Source organism: Micromonospora luteifusca (genome assembly GCF_016907275.1).
Classification (GTDB): Bacteria; Actinomycetota; Actinomycetes; order Mycobacteriales; family Micromonosporaceae; genus Micromonospora; species Micromonospora luteifusca.
In genome coordinates this window covers 4,997,080-5,018,731 of sequence record NZ_JAFBBP010000001.1, presented here as the reverse complement: position 1 = coordinate 5,018,731, position 21,652 = coordinate 4,997,080, and the positions used below count along the sequence as shown (strand labels likewise).

Here is a 21,652-nt window from a genome sequence, read left to right as displayed (position 1 = left end):
CTGGCATCAAACGAGGCGCTGGATCCGTACCTTCGGGCGCACGTTTCTCAGGTGCCCTTGCTTGTGTTGGCGGACCTGTTCGTCCCAGACCTCCTGGTCGTAGTCCGGGTCCGGTGGGATCCACTTGTGGGAACCATCGCTGTAGTGGAACTTCTCGTCACCCGGCCGCAGGATGCTCATCGGGTCCAGCCGAGGAAGCGGTGATGCAGGTGGCCGGCGGGAACGTGGACCAAATCCTGGGCGGCGTCGACGAGTTGGGCGGCCAGGTAGAGAGCCATTGACACCGGGGCGCGGTCGTACTCGGCTCGCAGCTCTCGGCGCCGGGTCTGGCATGGCCACTCCCCCGCACAGCCGCCGCAGATCCAGGCCGGCTTGATCGGTTGGTGAGTGGTCACTGCGGGCCGTCCTGGCTGGGCCAGTGGCCGCGGTTGATCGGGATGCGGTGGCGGCTTCGGCATGGCAGCTCGCCTCCGCAGCGGCAGATGCGCCGCCAGTGTCGCCAGGACCAGACGGGCCGGTGCTGACGAGCCAGAGTCAGTGCCACCGCCAAGACGTACTCGTCGTACGAGACTCGCTTCATTGGGTCGCCTCGCCCGCTCGCGCCAAGGTCTGGCCTGCCCTTGTCGAAGGGAGCACCGCCGTCTCCTTGTGCCAGAGCAATCTGGAGGCGTGGATGCCCGAACGCGGGGGACGCGCCGAACATCCACGCCGGCGAGGACGGCCCACAGCGCCAACCGAGGGAATCGACCTCCTCGGCAACGTCCCACAGGTACCGTTGGGTAGTCAAGGGCTGACGTAGGTGGTCTACTCGTGTTGCCAACCGAGGAGAACCACGTGCCACCGCGTTACCGCTACGAGCAGATTGCCGACGACCTCGCCGAACGCATCGCGTCGGGCGAGTTCCAGCCGGGTTCCAAGCTGCCCAGTCGGCGAGAGTTGATCGAGCACTACGGGGTCACCGAGCCAGTGATCGACCGTGCCATGCAGGTACTACGGATCAAAGGGATGACCGAAACACTTCCCGGCGTTGGCGTCTTCGTCGCCGAGTAGATCCCCTCGCAGAGCCGGCCGCCACGCCCTCGACATCTCGCTTACAAGCTCTGTGCACGTCGTCCGATAGGTCTGGCAACGTCCGTGGCCTCTGACGAAGATCCTTATTCGGCTGCCGCCGGACACTCGCGTCCGGCGCGGTTACTGTCATCGTTGCTGTCAACAGCCACCGTTGCCGCATCGCCGGGACTGCCTCGCAATGGCGGATGATGATGGGTGCCGGATGCCGCTGACCACGGCGAAGTTGCCGTTCAGAGTCAATCGCCCGTCGTTAGCCGCCGTATGATCACCCAGGTTACCGCCGCTTTCTTGCTGACGGCGGGCGGGCTCGCACCGCGCGGGTTGTCCCAGTGACTCGCACGTGCCTCGTCACTAAGGTTTGCCGATGATCAATTTTCGCTACCACGTCATCTCGCTTGCTGCGGTGTTTGTCGCCTTGGCGGTCGGTGCGGTATTCGGCACCGCCGCAGCGAACGGTTACGCCACCGACGTGCTCCGGGGCTCGATCGATGCAGCGCACAAGACTAACGATCAGCTTCGTCAGACGACCGATGACCTCCAAGAGGAGGCGAGCCGTAAGGACGACTACATCAACGACACGGCGCCCGCAGTGCTGCGCGGGACGCTGGCCAACCGCCGGATCGTGGTGCTGACGACGCCGTCCGGACGCGACCGCGCCGAGGGCGTGATCGAAAAGCTTGAACTGGCCGGCGCCGCCGTATCCGGGCCCATCCACATCCAGGAAGCATTCTTCGACCCGAAGAACAGTCTGGACCTGCTTGGGCTGACCCGCCGTAACAGCCCTCCGCCGATCACTCTGCCGGGCAACAGCAACGGAGTCGAAACCGCTAGCGCCCTCCTAGCCACGACTCTGCTCGGACCAGCCAGCGCCCACCATCCAACGGTGATGCCTGCCTTCGCGAACGCCGGGTACCTCGCCGCACCCAAGCAGCTCGATGGCCCCTCGGCTGGGGCGGTCCTGGTGACCGGGGCACCATACGTGGAGCGAAACTCAGCCGAGCGGAACGCCGCGATCGTGACCATGGCCGCACAGATCGCCACGATCGGTCCGACCGTCTTGGCGGGCACAATTTCCGGTGACGGCAGCTCTATCGGGATAGTCCGCGGTGACGAAGCGCTCCATGCACGGATTTCGACGGTAGACGGTGTAGCTGGCGCGCAAGGTCAGGTCGTAGCGGCGCTCGCCCTGGCTGAGCGGATTACCGCCAACCGGGGAGGCCGCTACGGCACTGCCGGTGACGCTGACGCCCTCATCCCACGGCAAACGATCACCGGCGGATGAGCTTCACGACCTCATCAGGACCGCTGACCGTCAAAAGGCACGACAGCAAGCGAATCTTTACTCCTCGTCCTCGTAGCTCTGTGCAGGTCGTCCGGCGTCGTCTGCCCGTGTTCGAAACCTCGGGCGACTGTCCGCGCGCTTCCGTCGCCGGGCGTCCTCGGTCGGGCCGGTTGCTGTCACCGCCCCGAGCGATGTTGCCATCCCGATGCTCCTATGGATGTCAACCCGCGACCCCTTGACCCCCAGGCAACCAGCACTGCCACCTGAGCTGCTGTTCCACGGCCCTTGACCTGGGCGCACGGTCCGCCATCGTCCGAGCTTGTCCACTGGCGTCCGCACCGATCGTCACTCGGTTAGTCACCCAGGGTCGCCCGCCTCGCCCACCCGCACAACATCCTCACGGGTCGCCCGCCATACATGCGGGGGCAACGCCTTGTTGAGCTACAAGCGCTCACTGAGTAGCAGTTGCCCGTCGGCGACCAGCATCGCCACGCCCGCCAATATCATCAACACCCCAAAGAGCCTGTCGAACACAATGAAGAAAGTGCGGCGTCGAGCCAGTCGGTCATCCGTCCACCGGAAAGGACTAAGCGGACGCACGATCTGCATCGATAGTTCTATATGCTTTGTCGCGATGCCGCGATAGTCACTCGCGAGGGACGCTCCAATCACGATGAAGAGCAATCCTAATAAAAGCCCGAGCGAAACCCGCCACATCACGATGCCTCCGCCGAACGGCTCCCGGGCAGCCCCGCTGACACAGCGAGACTAGACGACATCCTCAAGCCATCACTGTCTGCCGCCGACCCACCCTCCTGGGGAGCGGGCCGTCGCCCGGCCCGCCACGTCAAGACGGCGTTGAGGCACGGTCGAACGCTGGCGGGTCGGGCGGTGGTTTGCTCGGCTTGCCCGGGTCGCCGGCTGGCGGGATGGCCCGCACAACCACCCACGGACCGCAACGCGCCGACGGGTTACAACCATCTCGGAGCCCGAGCGCCCCCGCCGGAGGCGCAGTAACCCGCAACCCCCGCGACTACCGCCAGCTCGACGACGCGGCCGGCCTACCTCCCCACTGCCGCGCGGGCTCGTGGCCGTGCGGCCCGGCCGGCTGCCGGCCCACCATTCACCCACCAACGGCCTGTCGTCCTACGGCGGCCTCGTGGGCTCCCCGCTTCCACGCCAGCCGCCGGGCGTTCTGCGCGGCCGGGGCGGAGCGACAGCGGAGTGCAGGCCGCGCGCCCTGTCGGCGGCGCGTGCGGCCCGTTCAGGGCCGCCTTGATAGACGTAAGGAAGGAAGGTCACGCCGATCACTGTCCATGACGCAGATCCTCCGGCATGCCCGGTTCTCCGTGACGATGGAGATCTGCACGCAGGTCTCATCAAAGGCGACGCGCGAAGAGCCCTCAAGCGCCTCGGCGGCTCGCTCGGCATCTGACCTGCACGGGGAGAGACGGGTACTGGTTCAGTTCTCGCGGTTCGGGTCGCCGAGAGCGTCCCACGCCTCAGGTGTGCTGGGAAACGGCTGCCAGTACGGCAGATAGAACGGTCGCCACGTCGAACTGACCATCGAAAACGACTCCAGCTCCGGGTCCGCGAGCATGCGGTAGACGAACTCCGTCATGGACATGTCGAACCGGTGCCACGGGTGGGGCGGGTCGTGCCGAGCGACCACGGGCCACCGATCAGACTCCACCGAGCGGTCCGCCAGCCAGAAGTACTGACCCCCAGCCGAGTCGTGACCCCATTCGATCAGCCCGGACCCCTTGTCGGGCCCGTACAGATCGTGCGGGGCGTACAAGCGCGCGGCGGAACCGTCGTGCTCGCTCACCCAACGCCGGTTGTAGTTCCACCACCCGAGCAGCGAAGTCGAATCGTGATCGTCGGTCGGTCGCAGTAGGTCAAGGACACCCATGAACAGGCCTGGCACGAACCGCCGGCACAACTCCTTGAAGTCGCTTGGCAGCGTGACGCCGAGCTCGGCCTCCGCCTGCTCCCAGCCGGCACCGTCCTCGGGCTCATGGCGCCACCCGGTCACATTGATGACCCGGTCAATCCACGTCAGCTGATCATTCACGGCCGGCAAAGTAACAGCACAGGGGGACATCTCCTCGCCTGGTCGTCACCCGCGCGCTGACCATTGCTGCATTTCCCTGCTGCACGACAGCAGAAAGGCCACCTCCCGAACTCGGGAAGCGGCCTCTGACTTGCGGAACTGAGAGTGGGCGATGCTGGTATCGAACCAGCGACCTCTTCGGTGTGAACGAAGCGCTCTCCCACTGAGCTAATCGCCCTCAGCGCCACTGACTCTACCCGATCGTGGAACCGGACCGGAAATCCGGGGTCAGTGCGTCGCGAGGTAGTGCATGGCCTCGGCCACCACGTCGATGCCGAGGCTGTACTTGAGGGACAGCCAGACCACGGTGGCCACGAAGACCAGCCCGACCAAGCCGAGCACAATTCGCACTACGAGTGACTGTCGCGTCACCCACTGTGTCCAGCCGTGGACGTGTCGGCGGGTGAAGCCGAGCAGTCGGCGGGCCCAGTGGTATTCGACGGCCCAGATGCCGAGCCCGGCGATGACCAGCAGCCAGCCTGGCCCGGGCAGCGGGATGAGGGCGATGCCGATGGTCACCACGACGGCCCCCGCGATCGCGATGAAGATCTTGAGGGCGATCCGGCCGGTGGGGTTGGCTCGGATGAGGTCGAGCGTCATCGAGATCCGCTCCCGCCAACGAGGGCGTCGCGGCGGCTCCCCGTCGACCAGGACGCCGCCGGGGCGATCGGCGCCGGACGTCGGCCGTCCGGCGCGTTCGGGCTCCTCCATCGGCACTGCGTACCCCCGCTTTTCGGTTGCTCGGACCGCGACCTTCGGCGGGCCGAACGCCGCGGGCGGATCCACTGAGGATCGCTTCGTCACCATTTCACCCCCCAGTGTCGCCCGGGCCCGTCACTGCAACGGCCGACTGGACGTTACCGGAGTAAGTCGACGACTGAACCACCCGATGCCGGGCGGGATCACGCACTGGGCAGAACCGGAAATCCTACATGAATGCTCGCATTCAAGCGGCCTTTCCGTCCCCCTTCCCACCACTGGGTGAAGTCAGCGTATGGCGGAGCGTAGCCAGGAGTAGCACCTGAGTATGGGAAAAGCGGGACACGCGCGTTCCGCAGCGGTGCCGGGGGGAGAACGTCCATGAGTGTCATCCGACCGACGACCGTAGAGGTCGAGACGTCGCTAAGGCTCGTCGCACCTGACGCCACCGCCTTGCCGGTGCGTGCCAGTCTGCGTTACGACCCTGCTGACCCGTATGCGGTCCATGTCCTGTTCCATGCCGAATCTGCCGGTGGCGAGGCGGTGAGCTGGTCCTTCGCCCGCGAACTGCTGGTCACCGGCCTGGACGAGCCAGCCGGCATCGGTGACGTGCGGGTCTGGCCCTGGGCCACCCCGCGCGGCGACTTCGTCGCGCTGGCCCTCTCGTCACCGGACGGCAACGCCCTCTTCGAGGTGCCGCGCAGCGTTCTGGTGCGTTTCCTTCGACGGACCTACGTCGTCGTCCCGCGCGGCCGCGAGGCCGAGCACCTGGACGTCGACACGGCGGTGAACCGGCTGCTCGCCGGTCGCTGACCACCGCCCGCACGGGCAACAATGGCCACTTCCGGGGCCGCGCGGATCTGCCGAGTCCGCGCGGCTCCGGCACACCCGGGGTACGCGGGCACGCCCGCCCCGGGCCGGCCGGTGCTCAGCCGTGCGTGGTGATGCCGCCGTCGACGGGAATGATCGCGCCGGTGAGGTACGCGCCGGCGCGCGAGGCGAGGTAGATGGCCGTGCCGGCCATGTCCTCCGGGCGTCCGATGCGGCCGAGCGGCACCTGCTGCTCGATTGCGGCCCGGCTCTCGGGGTCGTTCAGAGCGAACGCCATCATCTTGCTCTCGAACGGGCCGGGCGCGATCGCGTTGACGGTGATCTGCTCGCCGGCCAGTTGATGGGCCAGGCTGCGGGTGAGCATGTGCACGGCTGCCTTGGTGGCCGAGTACGCGTACACCTCCATGAACGGCACCCGGATGCCGTCGATCGACCCAATGTTGATCACGCGGGCCGGATCGTCGGCGCTGGCGGCGGCGCGCAGCGCCGGCAGCAGCGCGGTGGTGAGTCGGAAGACGGCCTTGACGTTGACCGCCCAGAGCTTGTCGAACGCCGCCTCCGGGTACGACTCCAGTGGTGCGCCCCAGGTCGCGCCGGCGTTGTTGACCAGCACGTCGAGGTGAGCGAACCGCTCGCGTACAGCGGCGGCCAGCGCCTCGGCGCCGGCGTCGTCGCCCAGGTCGGCGGGGATGGCCTCGCAACGGCCCTCGGCGGAGAGTTCCTTGGCGACCGCTTCGCAGACGTCGGCCTTGCGGGACGAGATGATCACGTTTGCGCCGGCCCGGACGAAGCCCTGGGCGATCATCAGACCGATCCCCCGCGACCCGCCGGTGACCAGGACCGTCTTACCTTCGACCGAGAACAGCTGCGTCATGCCCATCCCATCGCGAGTCGGCGGGGGCCGTCGGCCGGTTGGGCGGCCGGCGGGGCGCCGGGCGGTCACGGACCGGACGGCACTACCGCCGGGTAACGTAGCCCGGCCGCCGGGATGACGACAAGCCCGCAGTGCGACACGGATTCCGCTACGCGCGTCGACCGGGATGCGGTGACCTGCGGTTCGGGCTACCGTCGCTAGCGATGGTCTCCACCGGTCCCTCCCCCGCGCCACCGCTCGGAACGGCTTCACCCGTACCCGACGAGATTGCCACGTTCGCGTTGGCCGACCTTTCCCGTGACCCGAGCTGGCGCCGGCCGGTGATCGTCGAGCGGGAGCTGCTGATCCTCACCACGCGTGGGCACGGCGACGCGGAGCTCGACTTCCACCTGCTGTCGTGCCGGCCCGGCACGCTGCTGCGGGTCCGCCCCGGCCAGGTGCTGCGCTGCGCCGGCCCGCAGTTCGACGCCACCGTGGTCTCCTGGGAGCCCGAGTCGCTGCGCGGCTTCGACGTCGACGCGGACGCGCCCGTGACCTGGCGGCAACTGGCCGGCGAGGACGAGGACGCGGTGATCAGCGAGGTCAGTCAGTTGGCGGTCGACTGCCAGCGGCACCCCGACAGCCGCACCGCCCGCGCACTGCTCCGCCATCAACTGGCCGTGTTGCTGCTGCGGCTGGCCCTGGCCAGTGTCGACCGGTCGACGCCCCGACCCGAGGATGAGACGTTCCACCGGTTCTGCCGGGAGGTGGAACACGGCTACCCGCAGACCCGGCGGGTGGAGGACTACGCGCTCGGGCTCCGCTGCTCGGTGCGGACTTTGACCCGGGCCTGCCTGGCCGTGACCGGCCGCAGCGCCAAGCAGATCATCGACGAGCGGGTCGCCCTGCAGGCCGGCCGGCTACTCGCCGCGACCGACCAGCCGATCGCGCAGATCGGTCGGGAGCTCGGTTTCTCCGAACCCACGAACTTCGGCCGCTTCTTCACCCGCGAGGTCGGGGTCAGCCCGGGCGCGTTCCGGGCCGCACGGTTGCAACCGGTGGCCAGCCGGGTGGTCCGACCCCGGCCGCCGGCCGAGCCGACGAGCGCCAACGGCGGTCGGTTCCGCCCCGGTGCCCTCGGCGAACCGGCGAACGGCGGCTACTCCGGGCGACCCGGGTCGCCCGCCGGACCGGCACTCGGCACCGGCCGGGCATGATGACGGGGTGCAGATCTCGGCGCGCGGCGACTATGCGGTACGGGCAGCGCTGAGCCTCGCCGCCGCGTACCCCTCGCTGTTGTCCACCCAGGCCATCGCCGCGGAGCAGGACATGCCCCGCAAGTTCCTGGAGGCGGTCCTGGCGGATCTGCGCCGGGCCGGCGTCGTGCGCGCCCAGCGCGGTGCCGAGGGTGGATACACGCTGGCCCGCCCGCCGCGCGAGGTGACCGTCGGCGCGGTGCTGCGCGCCGTGGAGGGCCCGCTGGCCGGGGTACGCGGGCTGCGCCCCGAGGAAACCCGGTACGAGGGTGCGGCGGAGAACCTGCCCGGCCTCTGGGTGGCGGTGCGCGCGGCAGTGCGGCGCGTCGTCGACGAGGTGAGCCTCGCCGAGATCATCAGCGGTCGGCTGCCCGCCCACGTCCGCAAGCTCACCGCGCTGCCCGACGCATGGGAGCCGCGCTGACCGTTGGGGCCGTGCGACCGTCTGTTGAATGAGGACTGCCCGACCACCGTCCAAGCGGGACGGCGAGTGGGTTTCGGAATTCGTCGCTGCGGGCATGTTCGATCTCGACACGGCAGGGAACGGTGACGAGGGGAGACCTCCGATGGGCCTCATGTTTCGCAAGCGCAAGAAGTACGGTCCGATCATCCTGAACTTCACCGAGAACGGCTTCTCCTCGTGGAGCATCAAGATCGGTCGCTGGTCCTGGAACTCCAAGGCTCGCGCGCACCGGGTCGACCTGCCGGGTCCGCTGTCCTGGAAGCAGGACAAGTCCCGGTCGTAGCATCCCGGGAGTCGAGCGGGGTGCCGGTGATTCACCGGCACCCCGCTCGGCGTCCGTGGGGGTTCAGCTCTCAGCGGGCCAGCGTGATGATCTCGTCGCCGGCCAGCTTGCCGGCCTCGCGGTCGCGCCGCACCGCACCCGCGTCGAGCAGGTCGGTGAGCGCCCGGTTGGCGTCCGCGGCACGGTAGACGGTCGCGGTGAGGGTGTGCCGGCGCAGCTCGGTGACCGGCCGCGGCCCGCCCTCTCGCAGCTCGGCCAGTAACTCGCGGGTCAGTGGTTCGAGGTCGGGCTCACCGGCCACGTCGACCGTCGCGCCCATCGGGTCGGCCGGGTCGCGGTAGCGCACGCCGAGGTCCGCACCGACCGCCCAGAGCGCGTCGCGCACCGCCTCCAGACTCCGGTCGGAGCGGCTGCCGAACGCGATCACACCGGGCGCCTCACCGTCGGGCAGCACCGGCGCCACCTCGGCGACCAGGGGGAAACCGGCGGAAACGAGCGCGCCGCGGGCGCTGTCGCCGGTGTGCAGCAGCAACTCTCCGGTGCGGCCGTTGGTCGCGGCGGTGACCAGCTTCGGCGTCACCGCGCCGGGCAGGTCCACGAAGGAGAACAGTGGGGCGCCAGCCGCCCCGGCGGCCTTCACCGCGACCGGAAGCCGGTAGGGGTCACCGGGCAGCAGGTGCACGGTGACCTCGGCCGGCAGCTCCGCCTCGATCGGGCCGAGTCGGGCCGGCAGGTCGGCGGCGACGTCGGCCAGCACCAGCACCGTCACCTGCCGGCCGCGCAACTGGTCGGCGTGCGCGGCGACCAGCCGCAGCGCGGCCACCGCGCCGTCGGCGTCGGCGCCGGCAAGTGCGACGGTGGCCCGCCGGGAGCGGTGCAGGGCCGTGGGCAGCCAGCTCGTCAACTGGCGGACCAGCAGCTCGCGGAGGAAATCAGTGGTCCGGTCGGTCGGCATCGGTCCGTTCTACCGTACGACCGGTCAGGCCGGGACGGAGATCCCCACCCCGCCCCGGGTCTGCCCGCCGTAGCGCTGCCGCTCGGCGTCCAGGTCGAGCCGACCGATCTGCTTGCGGGCGGCCAGCGCGGCGTCGTCGAGCAGGTCGGCCGGGATCAGCCAGACCACCTCGAACTCCAGACCGTCCGGGTCCTGCCCGTAGAGGCTCTTGGTGGTGCCGTGGTCGGAGGTGCCGACCAGTGCTCCGGCGGCGGCGAGCCGCTCGGCGGTCGCAGCCAACTCGTCGAGAGTGTCCACCTCCCAGGCGAGGTGGTAGAGGCCGACGGTGGCCCGACCTGCGGTCGACCGCCCGGCGGCGGCACCGATCTCGAACAGGCCGAGGTCGTGGTCGTTGGTGGAGTCGGGGGCCTGGAGGAAGGTGGCGCCCCGGAAGCCGTCCGGGGTCATCGCCACCGGGCGGAATCCCAGCACGTCACGGTAGAAGGCGACGCTGCGGGCGAGGTCACTGACGTAGAGGACCGCGTGGTTGAGCCGGTGGATACCCATGACCCGAGGTTAGCGCTTTTTAGTTGAGCATTCAACTATTGCGGGTATGATGACGGTCATGACCCGCTGGCTCGACCCCGACGAGCAGCGCACCTGGCGCGCGTACCTCGCCGCCTCCCGGGCGCTGATGGACACGCTCGACCGCGAGCTGCAACGCGACGCGGGCATGCCGCACGCCTACTACGAGCTCCTGGTCGTGCTCTCCGAATCCCCCGGTCGCCGCCTGCGGATGAGCGACCTCGCCGAGGCCGCCGGGTCGTCGCGCAGCCGACTCTCACACGCGGTGGCCAGGCTGGAAGCGGCCGGCTGGGTGCGTCGCGAGGAGTGCCCGACCGACCGACGCGGGCAGATCGCGTTGCTCACCGACGAGGGATTCGCCACCCTCGCGGCCGCCGCACCAGGCCACGTCGAGGGGGTACGCCGGCACCTGTTCGACGCATTGAGCCCGGCCCAGGTCGACCAGCTGCGCCGAATCAGCGAGACGCTGGCCGAGCACCTGACCGGATACTGACCAATCGTCACCGGCGCGGGTCTTGTACTTACCGTCGTCGGATGAGCACGATGGGGCGTGTCTTCCGGCTTCGGTGAACTGACTGATCAGGCGCACCACCTCGTGTCGACCGGCGATCTGGCCGGCGCGCAGCAGTTGCTCTCCGACGCGCTCACCGACGCCGACCCCCGCCCGGCCAACGCCACCGCAGAGGTGGCCGAGGCGGCCAGCCTCCAGGCGCGGGTGCTGGTCGCCCTCGGTGAGCCGCACTCGGCCCGAGGATGGGCCGCCTACGCGTACGCGGCCAGCACCCGCCTGCACGGCCGCTCCGACCCGCGCACAGTAGCCGCCGCGGCGACCCTGGCCGCGGTGCTGCACCGGGTCGGCAGCCACTCCCGGGCGGCCCGCCTCTACCAGGAAGTCATCATCGAGCTGACCGCACAGGACGGCCCCGAGTCCCCGCGAGTGCTCGCCGCGCATGCCGACCTGGCCACCGTCGAGTACGCCCGCGGCCAGTGCACGGTGGCCCGGGACCGGCTCCAGGATGCCTGGGAGCTGCACCGCGAGGTGTATGGCGACGGGCACCCCAGCGGCATCAAGATGCTGGCGCGGCTCGGGGCGATGCAGCGTGACTGCGGGCAGTTCACCGAGGCACACGACAACCTGGCGCTGGCCCGCGAGTTGTGTCGGCAGCACCTGCCCGCCGACGATCCGCTGGCCGCGCAGGTGGCGGCCCTGGCCCGCGCGGCCGCCAACCCCGACCACGTCTGCGCCGACAACCCGCCGACGGCCCGCGACACCCCTGTGGTGCCGGCCGCCCGCATCCCACCGCACACCGACGCTCCGGGCGAGTCCGGATACCACCCACCTCCGCCGCAGCAGGCCGGACCGGCAGCGGCCGGAGGGGCGGTTCCGAATCCCCGAACGCCAGCCGACGAACCGGTCGGGTCGACAGGCACCCGATGGCCGCCCGAGCCGGCCGAGGAGCACGCGCCCCACGCCACCGACACTCCGGTGCCCCCGTCCGTGATCGGGCTGGCCGGCGGCACCGAGGAGCAGTCCGGGGTGTACCGGCTACACGGACCCACCGTGCCGCCCGACCCCCACGCGACGTCCGATCCCTACACTCCGCCGGACCCGTACGCGACGTCCGACCCGTACACACCGCCCGACCCGTACGCGACGTCCGATCCCTACTCACCGCCCGACCCGTACGCGCCGCTGGAGCCGTACACACCGTCCCGGCTGCTGCCGGTGCCCGTGCGCCGGACGTCGCCGACGCAGCGCAACCGGCTGGTGCCCATCCTGGTGGCCGGCGTGGTGGTGGTGCTGCTCGGCGCGGCCGCGGTGATCGCCGGGGTGACCCGGGTCGACGGCGACGACGAGCCGACCTCGCCTCCGGCCAGCGGCTCCCCCACCGCCGTTCCCCCGGCCACCACGGCGCCCGCCCCGGGCGGCGCCGCGCCCACCGTGCAGACCCCGGGCGGCGCGGCGCCCACATCGGCCGGCGCAGCGGCGCCGCCCGGCAGCCCGCCCAGTGCGGTGACCCTGCGCGACAACCGGGACAGCATCGCGCTGAACTGGACCTACCCAGCCGGCAGCGAGGGCCCGGTGGTCATCGCCGGTGGCCGCACCGGCCAGGACCGCAACGTCTTCGCGACCCTGCCCGCCGGCACGAACAGCTACGTCATCTACGCGCTCAACCGCACCAACGACTACTGCTTCACCGTCGCCGTCGTCTGGTCCACCGACACCGTCGCCAGCTCGGAGCAGGTCTGCACCCGCCGCCGCTGACCACGGGCGGGCGGTGGGCCACCTGCCGTCACGGCGTGTCGAGGACGGTCTCCAGGCCCACCTCGACCGCCGACGCCGGCAGCAGCAGGCACACCCGTAGCCCGTGCTGCTCCTCCGCGTCGGTCAGGGTGATGGTGCCGCCGGCCCGTCGCACCAGCTCCCGGGCGATGGCCAGCCCCAGGCCGGCGCCGCCGTCGTCACGGGCCCGGCCGTCATCCAGCCGGGTGAACCGGTCGAACACCCGCTCCCGGTCCGCCACCGGGATCCCCGGGCCGTCGTCGGTCACCGTCACCAGGTGGTAGGACCCGACGCCGGGTCCGACCGTCCGCCGCGCCGCCGACGCCGCCTCGGCAGCGAGCACGACGCTGCCGTACGCGTGCCGGACCGCGTTGTCGACCAGGTTGGCCAGCACCCGACGCAGCTCGTCGGCATTGCCGGTCGTCCAGAGCGGGCCTGGCGGCGACGCCACGCGCACCGGCGGGGAGGGGTAGCGGGCGGCGACCTCGGCCAGCAGCGCACCCAGCTCCACCGGGCCGGTCCCCCGGGCCGGTGGTGCCTCGTCCAGGCGGGCCAGCAGCAGGAGATCGTCGACCAACCGGCTCAGCCGGTTGGTGTCGGCGAGCAGGTTGGCGGTCACCGCCGTCCAGTCCGTCCGGTCGGCGAGATGCTGGGCCACCTCCAGCTCGGTGCGGATGTTGGTCAACGGGCTGCGCAGCTCGTGTGCGGCGTCGGAGACGAACGCCCGCTGGCGGACCCGGCCGGATTCCAGCCGGTCCAGCATGCCGTTGAGGGTGACCGCCAACCGGTGGATCTCGTCGCCCGATGCGGGCACCGGCAGCCGGCCGGGGCCAGCCCGCCCGGTGATCTCCTCGGCGCCTCGCCGTAACGCCTCGACCGGGCGCAGAGTGGCGCCCACCACCCGCCACGCCACCGCGGCCAGCACGGCCACCAGCAGTGGGAACGCCACCAGCAGGATGGTCCGGACCACGTGGGTGCTGTGCCGCACGTCGGCCATCGACCGGGCGACCAGCACGGTGAGCGGGTCCGCCGCGGTGCCGGCGGGCACGGTGACCACCCGGACCGGACCGGCGAGCCCGACCCGCTCCGCCGGCACCTCCAGTCGCTGCCGACGGTCGCGGTTCAGCCGCTCCGGGCGGACCATCGGCACCAGCCGGTCGGCGTCGATCGAGGCGGCCCTGATCCGTCCCTGCGCGTCGACGACCTGGACGCGGACCTGCCCGCCGGCCACCGGCAGCGGGTCGGGCAACGCGTCCTCGGCGGCGAGCAGGGCTACCGCGTCGGCGGTCCGGAACGCCTCGGTGTCGACCGTTCGTTGGAGCACGAAGCCGAGCGCAGCGAGCAGCACCACCCCACCCAGGGCCAGCCCGACGGTGAGGCCGAGGACTCCGATCGCCATGAGCCGCCCCCGCAGCCCCAGCACCGGCATCCAGCGTTGCCACGAACGGCGGGCGGGCACCGGGTCGTCGACGGTCACGTGGCCAGCCGGTAACCGGCACCCCGGACCGTCTCGAGCCGGTCCCGGCCGAGCTTGCGCCGCAGGTAGCCGACGTACACCTCGACCGCGTTCGGCGCGGTCTCCACACTCGCGTCCCAGACGTGGTCCAACAGCTCGGTCTTGGAGATCACCTGGCCGGGCCGGCGCATCAGGTAGTTCAGCAACGCGAACTCCCGCGCGGTCAGCGCCACCTCGGCGTCGGCCCGGGTCACCCGTCGGAGGGCCGGGTCCAGCCGCAGGTCACCGACTGCCAGCACCGCCGGGCGCGCCGGCGCGCCGCGACGCAGCAGCGCCCGCAGCCGGGCCAGCAACACCACGTACGAGAAGGGTTTGGTCAGGTAGTCGTCCGCGCCACAGTCGAGGCCGTCGGCCTGGTCGTACTCGCCGTCCTTGGCGGAGAGCATCAGCACCGGCAACCAGTGCTGCTCCGCTCGTAGCCGCCGGACCAGCTCGTAGCCGGAGAGGCCGGGCAACATCACGTCGAGGATCATCGCGTCGTATTCGCCGTGCCGGGCCGCGTCGAGGCCGGCCGGGCCGGTCCCCGCCACATCCACCGCGAACCTCTCGGCCTGTAGGCCGCGTTGCAGGGCAGCCGCCAACCGAGCCTCGTCCTCCACCACCAGCAACCGCACAGCTCAAGGGTGCCACCCCCGTTCAATGGGCCGGTTCGGCTTCCTCAGCACGTTCACAGCACCGAGAGGGCAGGATGACCCCTGGAGGTGTCACTATGTCCGTTCTGAAAAGCCGTCCCGTCCTTCGTTGGCTGGTCCCGGCCACCGCCGCCGTCGCCGTCATCGGCGGTGGCGCGGCGATCGGCACGTTCGCCGCGGAGGCCGAGCCGAGCCTGCCGCCGCGTACCGCCGCCCAACTCCTGGTCGATCTGCAGACCTCCCGGCTGGAAGGGCTGTCCGGGACCGTCGTGCAACGCGCCGACCTCGGCCTGCCGCCGCTCGCCGGGTTGGTTCCCGGCAACGAGCTGACCACGCTGCTGACCGGCACGCACACCCTGCGGGTCTGGTACTCCGGCCCGGAGCGGCAGCGGGTCGCGTTGCTGGACACCCTCGGCGAGCAGGACGTGATCCGCAACGGCCGCGACCTGTGGACCTGGCAGAGCCGCACCAACACCGCCAGCCACCGCACCCTGGGCGACGCCGGGGCCGCGAAGCCGGCCCCCGAGGCGGTGCCGAACCTGCCGGCCACCCCGCAGGAGGCCGCCGACCTGGCGTTGGGCGCAATCGACCCGAGCACCGAAGTGAGCGTCGGCCGCTCGGCCACCGTCGCCGGCCAGGACGCGTACGAGCTGGTGCTCCAGCCGCGCGACAGTGACTCACTGGTGCACCAACTGCGGATCGCCATCGACGCCAAGCAGCACGTGCCGCTGCGCTTCGAGGTGCTCGCCAAGGGCAGCGACCAGCCGGCGTTCGAGATGGCCTTCACCCAGGTCGACTACCGCCGCCCCGACGCCGACCAGTTCACGTTCAACCCACCGCCCGGCGTGAAGGTCAACGAGGAGAAGGCCGAGCGGCCGGCCGCGGGCAAGCCCGGCCACACCGCGCCTGCGGGTGACCCGCAGGTACGCGCCGTCGGCTCCGGCTGGGCGACCGTGCTGGTGGCCCGCCTCGACGGGGCGATCGGCGGTAAGTCGGCCGACGCGAAGCCGGCCGTGCCACCGGCTGGCGCCGCACCCGAGATGGACCTGTCGAAGCTGCTCGGCGGGCTCGCTGCGGTCAAGGGCGACTGGGGCAGCGGTCGGCTGCTCACCGGCAAGCTGTTCAGTGTGCTGCTCACCGACGACGGCCGGGTGCTCGCTGGCGCGGTCACTCCCGAGCGGCTCTACCAGGTCGCTCGCGGCTGATCCACAGATGTCCGCGCCGGGTCGACCGCACGGTTGGCCCGGCGCGTCATCGTGTCCGACCCTGCCGCGTGCGTCCGGGCAGGCGCCGGCGTCGGCGGTCCTGAGTCAGCGCGCGCCGAGGGCGCTGAGGTAGGCGTCGGCGATCACCGCGTGACCGGGCAGGTGCGGATGCACCCGGTCGTCGGCCCAACGCTTGGCCGCACTGACCGCCAGCACCCGGTCGAACGCCGCCTGATTGGGCACGTGCACCGCGTCGAACTCGGCGGCCAACCCTGCCACCACCGCCGCGTACCGGTCGGTATCGGCGCGTTGCCGGTCGGTGCGGTCGGCCTCGATGAGGAACGGATCACCGAGGATCAGTCGGCAGCCGGTGGCGGCAACCGCCCGACGAAGCAGGTCGCGCAGGGTGCGCTCGTACTCCTCGATGCCGACGGCCTCCTCGGGCCGGTCGCCGTAGTGTCGCCAGATGTCGTTGATGCCGATCAGCACCGCGAGCCAGTCGGGGCGCTCGGCGATGACGTCGTCGTCCCAGCGGGCGGCCAGGTCCCGCACGGTGTCGCCGCTCACACCCCGGTTGACCCACTCCAGCTCCAACTCGGGGTGCCGCGCGCCCACCAGGGCGCGGACGAGGCTGACATAACCGCTGCCGTAGGGCGCGGCGGCGGCGCGCCGACCACAATCGGTGATGCTGTCGCCGATGAAGACCACCCGTTGCCCGGTCCGCAGGATCATCCGACGCCACCTCGCGATCACCGGCACCCCGGACCGCTCGGCTTGGTGAGAACCCGGGGAACGCGCTATCTTCAACAGTTCGTGGGCATAAAAAAGAACGGCTAAAAGCCGTTCCTGCATAGGATTCTAATCTTTAGGGAGACGGCTTGTCAAGGCACTCCGGCGGTTCCGGCGAATTGCCGCTCGACGACGAGATTGGTCGCGAGCAGGAGTACGTCTCGATGCTCTACGACCGCTTGGACGGGCTGCGTGAGCAGGCCGCCCAACGGCTCACCGCCGAGTTGCGCAACACCGGCGGAACCCTCCAGGACCGCTCGCAGCGGGACAGCTCGGTAGCGATGTACGCCGATCAGGTCGAGCAGTTCTCCGCCGTGGAGAACGGGCTCTGCTTCGGCCGCCTCGACGGCGATGATGACTCCCGCCACTACATCGGCCGGCTCGGCATCTTCGACACCAGTGGTGATTACGACCCGCTGCTGATGGACTGGCGGGCCCCCGCCGCCCGCCCGTTCTATCTCGCCACCGCCGCCAACCCGCAGGGCGTACGCCGTCGTCGGCACCTGCGCACCCGGCAGCGCAAGGTGACCGGGCTCAACGACGAGGTGCTCGACATCGGCACCGCCTCCCCCGGCGCCCATGAGGAGTTGACCGGTGAGGCGTCGCTGCTCGCCGCGCTCAACGCCGGCCGGACCGGGCGGATGCGCGACATCGTCGAGACCATCCAGGCCGAACAGGACGAGATCATCCGCGCCGAACTGCCCGGCGTCATGGTGGTCCAGGGCGGCCCGGGAACGGGCAAGACCGCGGTCGCGCTGCACCGGGCGGCGTACCTGCTCTATACCCACCGCCGCGAACTCTCCAGCCGGGGCGTGCTGCTGGTCGGCCCGAACGCGACCTTCCTGCGCTACATCTCCCAGGTGCTGCCGACGCTGGCCGAGACGGGCGTGCTGCTGCGTACCCAGGGTGATCTTTTCCCCGGGGTGAGCGCCCAGCGGGTCGAACCGGCCGAGACCGCTGCGCTCAAGGGCCGGGCCGTGCTGGCCGAGGTCCTGGCACGTGCGGTACGGGACCGGCAGTGGGTGCCGGACGAGCCGCTGGAGATCGAGGTCGAGCGGGAGGCGCTGAGCCTGGACCCGGAGACCGTGCGAACCGCCCGCGATCGGGTACGCCGCGTCGACCGGCCGCACAACCTGGCCCGCGCGCTGTTCGACACGGAGGTCGTCCACGCGCTCGCCGACCAGGTGGCCGAACGGATCGGCGCCGACCCGCTGGGCGGGGACAACCTGCTCGACGAGGCCGACCGGGCCGAGATCCGCCGTGAGTTGCGCGAGGAGCCGGAGATCCGGGCCGCCCTGGACCGGTTGTGGCCGGTGCTCACCCCGCAGCGCCTGCTCGCCGACCTGTACGCCGACCCGGACCGGATCGCCGCCGCCGCGCCGATGCTCACCGACGGCGAGCGGGCGATGCTGCACCGCGAGCCGGGTGGTTGGACGCCGGCCGACGTGCCGTTGCTGGACGAGGCCGCCGAGTTGCTCGGTGAGGACGAGCGGGCCGCCGCCGCCCGCCGGGACCGGATCCGCCGGATGGAGCGGGAGTACGCCGAGGGTGTTCTCGAGATCGCCCGGGGCTCCCGCTCGATCGACGTCGAGGACGAGGCCGACGGTGGTGAGATCCTCGGCGTGACCGACCTGATCGACGCGGACCGGCTGCTGGAACGGCAGGAGGAGGCCGACCGGCTGACCACCGCGCAGCGGGCCGCCGCCGACCGCACCTGGGCGTTCGGCCACGTGATCGTGGATGAGGCGCAGGAACTCTCGCCGATGGCGTGGCGGTTGCTGATGCGCCGCTGCCCGAGTCGGTCGATGACCATCGTCGGCGACGTCGCGCAGACCGGCGCGCTGAGTGGCACACCGTCCTGGGCGGACGCCCTCGCCCCGTACGTGGCGCAGCGGTGGCGGCTGACCGAGCTGACGGTCAGCTACCGCACACCTGCCGAGATCATGGCGGTCGCCGCCGACGTGCTGGCCGAGATCGACCCCGCGCTGCGGCCGCCGCGCTCGGTGCGGGAGAGCGGCGTACCTCCGTGGGACCAGACGGTGCCCGACGAGCAGTTGGCGGCGGAACTGGTCGCGGCGGCCACCCGGGAGGCGGCCGGTCTGACCGAGGGTCGACTCGGTGTGCTCGTGCCGGCCGGCCGGGTGGCCGAATTGGGGTCGGCGGTGACCGCCGCGTTGCCGGAGGCCGCCGTGGGCGAGCATCCGGAGTTGGAGAGCCGGGTGGTGGTGCTGACCGTCGCGCAGGCCAAGGGGCTGGAGTTCGACTCGGTGCTGGTCGTCGACCCGGACCGGATGGTGGCCGAGTCGCCGCGCGGACGCAGCGACCTCTACGTGGCGCTCACCCGCGCCACCCAACGCCTGGGCATCCTGCGCCCCGGCAACTGACCGAGAGATCCGCCGCCCCCGCCGAGTTGTCGCTCGGCGGAGGCGGCGGGGCGGAAGTCGCTCGGCGGGTCAGTCCCTGGACCTGTCCCTGATGGTCTTGGCTGGTCCGGTCGCGGACGTGGACTGGTCGCTGGTGCCACCGCCCATCGGGGTGCTCAGACCACCGGTGGTGGCGTCACCGGTCGTCGTCGGCGCCACCTTGCCTCGGTGCCGCTCCGGCTGCCGGGCCACCCGGCGTACGCTCGCCGGCCCAGCGGTGCCACCGGTCGTGGTCACCGCGCCCTGCCCGCCGACAGGGCCGCCGTCGCGCAGCACCTGCGGATCGACCCGCTCGTGCGCCGGGTCGAGCGGGTCGTCGCGCTGAATCTGACTCTGCACATCGGTGCGCGGCACCGTCACCGCCTCGACAGCGCCCTTGCCGTACACGCCGCCGGCGATCCGGTCCTCGGCCTGGCGGGCGGCGTCCTGCCGCATGTCGTCCTCACGCACGTCCATCACCTCGCAGAAGCTGTGGAACTGACTGCGTGCCCGGCCACCGGCCGACCAAACCCCGGAGGTCGTCCACGGCGGTACGGGCCGGCCGGGTGTCGGCCAACTGGCAGGTGCACGACCCGTTGCAGGGCACCGTCGCCTCAGCCGACTGGTACCTGCGGGAGAACCCGGCGTACTTCCACGAACCGGACGTCCGGACCCCTGCAGACGCGTTACGACCTGAAGGTGATTCCGTACACCGTCGATGACGCGACGGTGATGCAGCGCGTCATCGACCTCGGCGTCGACGGCAGGATCACCGACGACCCGGACCTGTTGGTGAGCGTCGCGATCCGCAACGGCCTGCGCTGACACGCTGAGCACTGATCGCCGGCCGGATTTTTCCGGCCGGCGATCGGTGTTACCTGCTCCGGGGCCTCGGGTAGTCGGGGGGTGTCCCCGCCACGAAAGCGAACCGTGCCGTGGCCGAAACGCGGTAGCGGGGCGAGGGAATGCAGGTACGACTCATCGCATCCTGAGGAGGACCAGATGAGCACGCAGGCTGCTTCCACCCGGCCGATGAACCGGCCCATGAACGACCCGCAGAATCCCGCTCAGATGCGGGACATGCCGACCCAGCAGATGCCGGTCATGCACGATGGGCGTCGCAACGACATGCAGGCACCCGGTACGGAGACCAAGCAGGCGTTCAAGACCACCGAGTTCTGGATCTACCTGATCGCGGTGGCCGCCGTACTGGGCGCGTCGCAGGTCGTCGGTAAGAACTCCGCTGGGGTGGACATCTTCCGGGCCGACAACGCCTGGTTCCTGATCACCTTGCTGACACTTGGCTACCTCGGTAGCCGTGGCCTCTCGAAGGCCGGCAGCAACTGGCGCAGCGGCGAGGAGCGCAAGGCCCGACACTGACGATAGTCAGGCCGCTTCACAGCGCACGGTGGCCTCCGGGAGGATCTCCCGGAGGCCACCGTCGTCTGTGCACTGTTACTCGTCGCCACCGAAATCGCCGAAGTCACCCTCGAACGCGTCCTCGATCATTTCGCCGGCGATCATGCCGCCGGCGACGCCGAGTGCGGCACCCGCCACCATGCCGCCCATTCCGTGACCGCGGCTGTGGCCGTGGCCGCGGCTCGGGCCGTACTGCGAGCGCAGGCTGCCGTAACGGGAGGTGGTCTCGCGCAGCCAGCCGTCGACGACCTGCGCCCAGTCCACCCGGTCAGCATCGGCGTGGGACACCTGGTAGCGGCCGAAGGCATCGTGCCCGGCGCTGAGGAACCCGCCGCGCTTGTCGCACTCCAGGATGACCTCCACGCCCCGCTGGCTCGTCACGAAGGTCAGCTCGACCTCCCTGATCGTGCTCGCGTACTGCGGCGAGGCGAAGAACTCGATCTCCTGGTAGAACGGCAGCGTCTGCTGGACACCCCGGATGTGCCCGCGCTCCAGGTCGGCGTGCTTGAACCGGAAGCCGAGCCGCTGGAACGCCTCCAGGATCCGCTCGTGCACCGGCAGCGGGTGCACCGCCACCTGGTCCAGGTCGCTCTTGTCGACCGCGCGGGCGATCGCCAACTCGGTACGCAGACCCATCGTCATGCCGTGCAGGCGCTGGCCGTACACGTCGGTGATCGGGGTTTCCCACGGCACCGGCAGCTGGAACGGGATCGAGAGCTGCTGCTTCGGGGCGAGCTGGAGCGGCCCGCTGACCACCATCCGGTGGAACTCCATCGTGCCCGCGTACTCGGTGTCGTGTCCTTCGACCTCGACCCGGGTGACCAGGCCGATCACCACCTGCTCGATGGCTGCCTCAGCGTCGCCACCGACGAGGTTGACCTGCCCGTCGAGGGTCAGGCCGGGCCGGGTGTTGGGGTTGGTCAGCACAGTGTCCACACTGGGGCCGCCCACACCGAACGCGCTCAACATCTTCTTGAAGACCATCGGAACTCCTGTGCGACGCCGACCGCTCCTCCGATGGAGTCGGACGTTGAC

General features: G+C 70.7%; 25 protein-coding genes and 1 tRNA gene. 12 read left to right on the top strand and 14 right to left on the bottom strand.

The genetic code is table 11. The features are described 5' to 3' along the window. Positions 1–6: 6 nt before the first annotated feature. Positions 7–180, bottom strand: coding sequence for a hypothetical protein (locus JOD64_RS22960; RefSeq protein WP_186718653.1), 174 nt, complete (start codon positions 178–180; stop codon positions 7–9). Next, entirely contained in the window at positions 177–395 is a 219-nt protein-coding gene (locus tag JOD64_RS22955; protein WP_204944092.1) for a flavin reductase, read from the bottom strand. Before JOD64_RS22955 ends, JOD64_RS22960 begins: the two co-directional genes overlap by 4 nt. A gap of 439 nt (positions 396–834) precedes the next feature. Here JOD64_RS22955 and JOD64_RS22950 point away from each other — a divergent pair, with 439 nt between their 5' ends. Further along, positions 835–1,050, top strand: a complete 216-nt coding sequence (locus JOD64_RS22950) for a winged helix-turn-helix domain-containing protein (RefSeq protein WP_233578732.1) — start codon at positions 835–837, stop codon at positions 1,048–1,050. Positions 1,051–1,435: 385 nt separating this feature from the next. After that, positions 1,436–2,353: a copper transporter gene (locus JOD64_RS22945; RefSeq protein ID WP_204944091.1), complete on the top strand. Its 918-nt coding sequence runs from the start codon at positions 1,436–1,438 to the stop codon at positions 2,351–2,353. A gap of 441 nt (positions 2,354–2,794) precedes the next feature. Here JOD64_RS22945 and JOD64_RS22940 read toward each other — a convergent pair whose 3' ends face one another. The 4 genes from JOD64_RS22940 to JOD64_RS22925 form a co-directional block, all read right to left on the bottom strand. After that, positions 2,795–3,073 carry a hypothetical protein gene (locus tag JOD64_RS22940; protein WP_204944090.1) on the bottom strand — a complete coding sequence of 93 codons (279 nt, stop codon included), beginning with the start codon at positions 3,071–3,073 and terminating at the stop codon, positions 2,795–2,797. Positions 3,074–3,815: 742 nt separating this feature from the next. Then, positions 3,816–4,427, bottom strand: coding sequence for an SMI1/KNR4 family protein (locus JOD64_RS22935; protein ID WP_204946376.1), 612 nt, complete (start codon positions 4,425–4,427; stop codon positions 3,816–3,818). A gap of 145 nt (positions 4,428–4,572) precedes the next feature. After that, positions 4,573–4,644 (bottom strand) — tRNA-Val (locus JOD64_RS22930). Between the two features lie 50 nt (positions 4,645–4,694). Then, positions 4,695–5,273 (bottom strand): TIGR02611 family protein, encoded by a 579-nt coding sequence (locus JOD64_RS22925; RefSeq protein ID WP_204944089.1) that lies wholly within the window; start codon positions 5,271–5,273, stop codon positions 4,695–4,697. 273 nt (positions 5,274–5,546) lie between these two features. Between JOD64_RS22925 and JOD64_RS22920 the strand changes: the two genes are divergently transcribed. Next, a complete protein-coding gene (locus JOD64_RS22920) occupies positions 5,547–5,978 on the top strand; it encodes an SsgA family sporulation/cell division regulator (protein ID WP_007457244.1) in 432 nt (143 codons plus the stop codon). Positions 5,979–6,093: 115 nt separating this feature from the next. Here the strand turns inward: JOD64_RS22920 and JOD64_RS22915 are convergent, their stop codons facing one another. Then, positions 6,094–6,870, bottom strand: coding sequence for a glucose 1-dehydrogenase (locus JOD64_RS22915; protein ID WP_204944088.1), 777 nt, complete (start codon positions 6,868–6,870; stop codon positions 6,094–6,096). Positions 6,871–7,073: 203 nt separating this feature from the next. Between JOD64_RS22915 and JOD64_RS22910 the strand changes: the two genes are divergently transcribed. From JOD64_RS22910 to JOD64_RS22900, 3 genes are all read left to right on the top strand, one after another. Further along, the gene (locus tag JOD64_RS22910; RefSeq protein WP_204944087.1) at positions 7,074–8,066 is read left to right on the top strand and encodes a helix-turn-helix transcriptional regulator; all 993 of its coding nucleotides are present in this window, start codon (positions 7,074–7,076) and stop codon (positions 8,064–8,066) included. Between the two features lie 7 nt (positions 8,067–8,073). Next, complete coding sequence (locus JOD64_RS22905; protein ID WP_204944086.1) at positions 8,074–8,529, top strand: RrF2 family transcriptional regulator; 456 nt, start codon at positions 8,074–8,076, stop codon at positions 8,527–8,529. A 142-nt stretch (positions 8,530–8,671) separates the two neighbouring features. After that, a complete protein-coding gene (locus JOD64_RS22900; protein ID WP_030333600.1) occupies positions 8,672–8,851 on the top strand; it encodes a DUF4236 domain-containing protein in 180 nt (59 codons plus the stop codon). Between the two features lie 70 nt (positions 8,852–8,921). Here the strand turns inward: JOD64_RS22900 and JOD64_RS22895 are convergent, their stop codons facing one another. Next, entirely contained in the window at positions 8,922–9,806 is an 885-nt protein-coding gene (locus JOD64_RS22895) for a hypothetical protein (protein WP_204944085.1), read from the bottom strand. 24 nt (positions 9,807–9,830) lie between these two features. Further along, a complete protein-coding gene (locus JOD64_RS22890; protein ID WP_110562948.1) occupies positions 9,831–10,352 on the bottom strand; it encodes a VOC family protein in 522 nt (173 codons plus the stop codon). Between the two features lie 49 nt (positions 10,353–10,401). Between JOD64_RS22890 and JOD64_RS22885 the strand changes: the two genes are divergently transcribed. Together JOD64_RS22885 and JOD64_RS22880 are read left to right on the top strand one after the other, a co-directional pair. After that, positions 10,402–10,863 (top strand): MarR family winged helix-turn-helix transcriptional regulator, encoded by a 462-nt coding sequence (locus JOD64_RS22885; RefSeq protein ID WP_204946194.1) that lies wholly within the window; start codon positions 10,402–10,404, stop codon positions 10,861–10,863. A gap of 57 nt (positions 10,864–10,920) precedes the next feature. Then, entirely contained in the window at positions 10,921–12,636 is a 1,716-nt protein-coding gene (locus JOD64_RS22880) for a tetratricopeptide repeat protein (RefSeq protein WP_204944084.1), read from the top strand. A gap of 28 nt (positions 12,637–12,664) precedes the next feature. Here the strand turns inward: JOD64_RS22880 and JOD64_RS22875 are convergent, their stop codons facing one another. Continuing rightward, positions 12,665–14,053: a sensor histidine kinase gene (locus tag JOD64_RS22875; protein ID WP_204946193.1), complete on the bottom strand. Its 1,389-nt coding sequence runs from the start codon at positions 14,051–14,053 to the stop codon at positions 12,665–12,667. 74 nt (positions 14,054–14,127) lie between these two features. Next, positions 14,128–14,784: a response regulator transcription factor gene (locus JOD64_RS22870; protein ID WP_204944083.1), complete on the bottom strand. Its 657-nt coding sequence runs from the start codon at positions 14,782–14,784 to the stop codon at positions 14,128–14,130. A gap of 95 nt (positions 14,785–14,879) precedes the next feature. Between JOD64_RS22870 and JOD64_RS22865 the strand changes: the two genes are divergently transcribed. After that, entirely contained in the window at positions 14,880–16,007 is a 1,128-nt protein-coding gene (locus JOD64_RS22865; RefSeq protein ID WP_204944082.1) for a LolA family protein, read from the top strand. A gap of 105 nt (positions 16,008–16,112) precedes the next feature. On the opposite strand, the gene JOD64_RS22860 is transcribed toward JOD64_RS22865, so the two are convergent. Then, the gene (locus tag JOD64_RS22860) at positions 16,113–16,739 is read right to left on the bottom strand and encodes an SGNH/GDSL hydrolase family protein (protein WP_204944081.1); all 627 of its coding nucleotides are present in this window, start codon (positions 16,737–16,739) and stop codon (positions 16,113–16,115) included. Positions 16,740–16,885: 146 nt separating this feature from the next. Between JOD64_RS22860 and JOD64_RS22855 the strand changes: the two genes are divergently transcribed. Next, positions 16,886–19,180, top strand: a complete 2,295-nt coding sequence (locus JOD64_RS22855; RefSeq protein ID WP_204944080.1) for a HelD family protein — start codon at positions 16,886–16,888, stop codon at positions 19,178–19,180. Positions 19,181–19,249: 69 nt separating this feature from the next. On the opposite strand, the gene JOD64_RS22850 is transcribed toward JOD64_RS22855, so the two are convergent. Further along, complete coding sequence (locus tag JOD64_RS22850) at positions 19,250–19,669, bottom strand: hypothetical protein (protein WP_204944079.1); 420 nt, start codon at positions 19,667–19,669, stop codon at positions 19,250–19,252. A 21-nt stretch (positions 19,670–19,690) separates the two neighbouring features. Between JOD64_RS22850 and JOD64_RS33980 the strand changes: the two genes are divergently transcribed. After that, on the top strand, positions 19,691–20,023 hold the full coding sequence (locus JOD64_RS33980) for a glycerophosphodiester phosphodiesterase family protein (protein WP_372434180.1): 333 nt from the start codon (positions 19,691–19,693) through the stop codon (positions 20,021–20,023). 177 nt (positions 20,024–20,200) lie between these two features. Beyond that, positions 20,201–20,578, top strand: coding sequence for a hypothetical protein (locus tag JOD64_RS22840; protein WP_204944078.1), 378 nt, complete (start codon positions 20,201–20,203; stop codon positions 20,576–20,578). 75 nt (positions 20,579–20,653) lie between these two features. Here JOD64_RS22840 and JOD64_RS22835 read toward each other — a convergent pair whose 3' ends face one another. After that, a complete protein-coding gene (locus JOD64_RS22835) occupies positions 20,654–21,601 on the bottom strand; it encodes a sporulation protein (protein WP_204944077.1) in 948 nt (315 codons plus the stop codon). Positions 21,602–21,652 lie beyond the last annotated feature (51 nt).